At 65.8% G+C, this 3,888-nt stretch carries 2 protein-coding genes; one reads left to right on the top strand and one right to left on the bottom strand.

Annotation, left to right across the window (positions count from 1 at the left end; genetic code table 11):
* Nucleotides 1-2,360, bottom strand: a 2,360-nt coding sequence (locus RUW20_RS21175; protein ID WP_313954201.1) for an NACHT domain-containing protein, incomplete at its 3' end; no start/stop codon positions are given.
* Nucleotides 2,361-2,487: 127 nt separating this feature from the next.
* On the opposite strand from RUW20_RS21175, the gene RUW20_RS21170 reads away from it, so the two are divergent.
* Nucleotides 2,488-3,849, top strand: a complete 1,362-nt coding sequence (locus RUW20_RS21170) for an HD-GYP domain-containing protein (RefSeq protein WP_313954200.1) — start codon at nt 2,488-2,490, stop codon at nt 3,847-3,849.
* The last annotated feature ends 39 nt before the right edge of the window (nt 3,850-3,888 follow it).

Below are 3,888 nucleotides of genomic sequence, written 5' to 3'. Positions count from 1 at the left end.
GGGTCAGCCGCGATGCGCACGAAACCGAGCATCTCGTCGGCAGGCAGGTGGAAGCGCTCCGGGTCAAAACGCGGATCGCCCAGCGCCGCCAGGACATCGCCGGCTTGCGCCCGCTGTCGGGTCGGCGCGCCGCCGTCGTCCGGGTGCACCGGCAGCGACGCGGCGAGCCAGCCGGCGACGCGCTCGGCGATGGCCTGCGTGCGTGCGCTCTTGTTGATCGCCCCGAGACCGATCTCCTGCAACTGCGTGCCGGCAAGCAGCGCGCAAGTCCAGTCGGCTGCGTCCGGCTGCCCGCGCTTCCGGAACTCGATGATCGACTTTCCGCCAACCAGTTCGTCGGCGGCGCTCGCACCCCTTTCCGCCTTGGCCAGGTTTGCGGCCAGCGGCAGCACGACCTGCCAATGCGCCGGCGCGCTGCGGGCGAGGCTGGCACAGCGCGCGGCGAAATCGTCCTGGGCGGCCAGGAAGCTGGCGGCGAGGAACTCCTGGAAAGTGCGATGCGGAAAGCTGAACTGCCGCTCGCCGTCCTTCTCACCCTGCCCGATCAACAGGCCGGCGCGCTTTTCGATGTAGTCGACCACCACAGCGGCCTTGTCCCTGCTCTTGCCGAGCAGGGGGCAGAAGGCGCGCAGCAGCCGGTCCTCGCCAATGTCGGCCGTGCCTTCGCGACCGACGTTCCCGGCGTGCACCGTGAACGCCACCTCCTCGAGCACCGCGCGCAGGTCGGAGAGCTTGAGGCCGGGAATGTCCAGTTCGTCGAGCAGCGCCTTGTCGGCGCCGATCTGGCGGTTCCAGCGCAGCAGCAGCAGCTCGACCGACTCGTCGTAGAGGTCGGCGCGGTCGTCGGGCAGGCGACCACGGTTGGTGTGCAGGGTGGCCATCAGCGTCAGCAGCAGCGGGTTGCGCGCCAGCGGCAGCAGGTCCGGACGCCGGCGCGCGGCGAGCAGGTCGTCGATCTTGCGCTCGGCGTCACCAGGCGAGCGCCAGCCGCGCGTGACCAGCGCGGCGTACCAGGCGCAAATGAACTGCTCGATCTGCTCGTCGTCGAGGTCGGCGAGGGCATAGACGCCCTGCGCGGGATCGGCGCCGCCGGGCCAGGCGTAGGGCCGGGCGGTGAGCAGGAAACGGCATTTCTCGCCGGCATTGCGCGTCAGTTCGTCGACGGCGGCGAGCACGCGCTCGCGGCTGTCGCCGTTGCCGCATTCGTCGAGACCGTCGAACAGGATCAGTGCGCCTTTTTGGCGCGCAATGCCCTGCACGTACTTCATGGTGTCGGCCGACATGCCATAGCCGGCGGCATCGAGGTCGTGCGCGATGAAATCCCACAGATCGCTGGCGCGCGCCAGTTTGTCGCCGGGCGGCAGCTGTTCGGCGAAGCGGCGCAGGATGACGCGGATCGGCAGCAGCTTGCCGTGGGTCCACGTCTCGCCCAGGCTGGCGAGTTCCTCGGGGTGACCCTGCCACGCCTGCGCCAGTGCCAGCAGGACGCTGGCGCCGAAGGTGCTCTTGCCGCTGCCCGGCTTACCGAGCAGGGTCAAGCGGCGGTGCGCCGCCAACGCTTCGAGCGCGGCAACTGGCCGCGTCCCGCGCTGCTCACGCACCTCGTCGCGCTGGTGGCTGGCGGCGCGTGGCAACCACTCCGCCAAGCTCGTGTTCTCCGGAATCTGCAGCGTGGTGTCGAGCGGCACGTAGATATCGGCGAGCTGCAGCGGCGTCTGCCGCGCCGGGTCGGCCGAGGCGTCGATTTCACCGAGTTTCAAGCCTGCCAGATCGGTTGCCAGCGCTTGCAGGTACAGCGCGATGACCGAATCCTGTTCGCCGGAGTCGTTGCCCGGCGGCGGACCCAGGCCGCTGTCCGGGTCGAGTTTGATGAAGCCGGTCGCCGCCAGTTTTTCGAGCTGGCCGTTGAAATGGTGTTTCAGCCCGCCGACATCTTCGTATCTCGTCTCGAAGTGCCCCAGTTCTTCGAGCTTGTCCTGGAAGGCCATCAGGCTTCTCAGATCATCCCGGCTGGCCTTGCCGAGGTCAATCTGCCCGCCCTTGAAGTAGGTGAAGATCAAAGGCTTGCCGGTGGCGGTGAACTGCGCGAACGCGCTATCGAACTCTTCATCGGTGTAGCGTCCGACCTTGGTACCGAACAGCATCACGAAGAGATCGCATTGGCCGATCGCTCGGTTGTACTCGTCCTGCAGCCGCGTCTTCGATACGGCATCGAGAAAGTTTTCCCAGAGGACGACGTCGATGAAGACCCCTCGGGCGTGCCATTCCGCGTTCTTGCGGCCGATGAAGAGTTCAAACTCCTTGCGCTCCGCGCAAAACTCGCAGGACGAAGCCAGGAACAGCTTTTTCTTGGGGGGCATGGTGACGGTTTCCTGAAGCCGGTTCGCCCAACAGTATAGCCAAGCGGCCGGCAGAGAGAGCGCCTCGCCCGAATCCAAGCGTTCCTTCACGGTACAATCCCGCAGCCAGACGACACGACGAGACTTTATGGGCAAGAGCCACGACGAACATTACCTGAAGGCCGCAACACGGCTCGGTGATTTCCAGCTGGTAGTTACTCACCAGGCGATCTATTCCAGCGGTGGGGTGAAACTGATCGATCGCGGCGTGCGCGTGGACAGCCAGCTGTACCATCGCCTGCTCAATCACACGCTGCAAGCGCCGATCGATGAAAGCCTCACTGCCGAGAAGACGGTCACCCATGCCGAGTTGCGCGATCAGGCCGAACGCCTCATCGCGGAGCGCGCCTTTTACGGGCGGCTAGCCGCCAACGCCGGCGATCGCGCCGCAGTGCTCGGCGCCATTGGCGGCATTGCGCTTCCACAAGCGATGGCCTTCCGGTTGACGGTCGCCCGCGATTGCCACAACGCCGTTTTCAGCCACAGCCTGCAGGTCGCGCTGATAGCGCTTTACCTCGGCCTGCGCCAGGGTCTCACCACAGCGCACTTGCGAGCCCTGGCTGCCGCGGCGCTGTTGCACGATCTCGGCGTACTGCACATCGACCCCAGGATGCTGGAAGCAGGCCACCGCATTACTGCCGTCGAGCGGCGTCAGCTGCTGGCGCACCCGCTCACGGCCGCGATGATCGTCGAGCAGCGGCCGGAATACCCTCCGGAAGTCGCGCGAGCCATTCTGGAACACCACGAACGACACGACGGCAGCGGTTATCCGCGCGGACTCAAGGGCAACGAGATCAGCGTCGCGGGACGCATTCTGCTGCTTGCCGAGCTTGTCGCCGCACTGCTCGACAAAAAAGTTCGCGAGCCCGGGAAAGGCCTGTCGCTCATCCTGCGCCTGAACCACGACCAGTTCGACCCGACGATGTCGAAGCACATCTTCCGGCTGCTGACGAACGAGGCGGCTGGCCAGACAGCTCCAGAACAGGAACAGCGAAACGCCGAGCACCTCAAACGTCTTGAGGAAGAGTGTGACAAGTGGCGCCAGGCGCGCTCGCAGCTGGACAGCTACACCTCGGCGGCGCCTGCAATTGCCACCTTCCTGGCGGACCGCATCGCGGCACTGGAGCGCTCGCTGGCCGATGCCGGTCTGCACCCTGATCAAATCAAGTCGACCCTTATCAATCTCGGGGACCAGCCCGCCGCGGTGAACGAGCTGGCGATGCTGATGCGCGAAACAGGCTGGCAGCTGAAGACGATCATCCAGGATGTCTTCGCCCGTTTTCCAGAGCTGGAAACGAGCGAAAATCCGGGCGAGCGCGCCATCCGTGACTGGTTGCTGCAACTGCAGGAGCGCTTGAACGTCAGCAGCGGCAAACTGGCGTCCGACGCAACACCAGCCAAAGCTGGTCCAGAGACCACATCCGCCGTTCCGGCGCCGGGCACGGAATAGTCCGGCGAGGGCCTGCTCGCAAACTCATGCGGCAGCCGC

Origin of the sequence: Accumulibacter sp. (assembly GCF_032229525.1) — a bacterium.
Classification (GTDB): domain Bacteria; phylum Pseudomonadota; class Gammaproteobacteria; order Burkholderiales; family Rhodocyclaceae; genus Accumulibacter.
Note: the sequence above shows the minus strand (reverse complement) of the source record. Positions and strands in the feature narration are given on the sequence as shown.

Coding starts and splice junctions, on each gene's coding strand:
- RUW20_RS21170 (WP_313954200.1), top strand. CDS start 2,488: ATGGGCAAGAGCCACGACGAACATTACCTGAAGGCCGCAACACGGCTC.